This is a genomic window from Paenibacillus taichungensis (assembly GCF_013359905.1).
GTDB lineage: Bacteria > Bacillota > Bacilli > Paenibacillales > Paenibacillaceae > Paenibacillus > Paenibacillus taichungensis.
On the sequence record NZ_JABMCC010000032.1, the window covers coordinates 1 to 864 of the forward strand.

Consider the following 864-nt stretch of genomic DNA (forward strand, 5'->3'; position numbering starts at 1 on the left):
AAGGGCTCGAACCTTCGACACCCTGATTAAAAGTCAGGTGCTCTACCAACTGAGCTAATGACTCGAAAAACTGGTGGAGGATGATGGATTCGAACCACCGAACCCGTACGGGAGCAGATTTACAGTCTGATGCGTTTGGCCACTTCGCTAATCCTCCAGGATTACATGGTGGCTCGGGACGGAATCGAACCGCCGACACGAGGATTTTCAGTCCTCTGCTCTACCGACTGAGCTACCGAGCCTTATTAAATTTTTAGATTAATGGCGGAACCGACGGGATTCGAACCCGCGATCTCCTGCGTGACAGGCAGGCATGTTAGGCCAACTACACCACGGTTCCAGGCATTAATGGTGCCGGCGAGAGGACTTGAACCCCCAACCTACTGATTACAAGTCAGTTGCTCTACCAGTTGAGCTACACCGGCGTATATGGTGGAGGCTGAGGGGATCGAACCCCCGACCCTCTGCTTGTAAGGCAGATGCTCTCCCAGCTGAGCTAAGCCTCCTGGGTAATATGGTAGCGGCGGAGGGGATCGAACCCCCGACCTCACGGGTATGAACCGTACGCTCTAGCCAGCTGAGCTACACCGCCATATTAATAATATTGATCTTGATTGCTTGTCCATCTTAAGGTAAAGATGGCGGAGAGAGAGGGATTCGAACCCTCGCACCGCTTACGCAGTCTAACCCCTTAGCAGAGGGTCCCCTTATAGCCACTTGGGTATCTCTCCAAATAGACAATCATGAACAATGCTTACAAGGATTGCTCCCTGAAAACTAGATCCGAAACGAAATGTGCGATTTACAACTTGCATATTGGATAAGCCCTCGACCGATTAGTACTGGTCAGCTCCATGCATTGCT

General features: G+C 51.3%; 7 tRNA genes. All 7 read right to left on the bottom strand.

What is annotated here, in order from left to right:
- Window positions 1-71: 71 nt before the first annotated feature.
- The 7 genes from HP548_RS00195 to HP548_RS00225 all read right to left on the bottom strand — a co-directional run bounded on the left by HP548_RS00195 (window position 72) and on the right by HP548_RS00225 (window position 731).
- Window positions 72-157 (bottom strand) — tRNA-Tyr (locus tag HP548_RS00195).
- Window positions 158-166: 9 nt separating this feature from the next.
- Window positions 167-242, bottom strand: a tRNA-Phe gene (locus HP548_RS00200).
- A gap of 20 nt (window positions 243-262) precedes the next feature.
- A tRNA-Asp gene (locus HP548_RS00205) sits at window positions 263-340 on the bottom strand.
- A gap of 9 nt (window positions 341-349) precedes the next feature.
- Window positions 350-425 (bottom strand) — tRNA-Thr (locus HP548_RS00210).
- Window positions 426-430: 5 nt separating this feature from the next.
- Window positions 431-506 (bottom strand) — tRNA-Val (locus HP548_RS00215).
- Window positions 507-515: 9 nt separating this feature from the next.
- Window positions 516-592 (bottom strand) — tRNA-Met (locus HP548_RS00220).
- 47 nt (window positions 593-639) lie between these two features.
- Window positions 640-731 (bottom strand) — tRNA-Ser (locus HP548_RS00225).
- Between the last annotated feature and the right edge of the window lie 133 nt (window positions 732-864).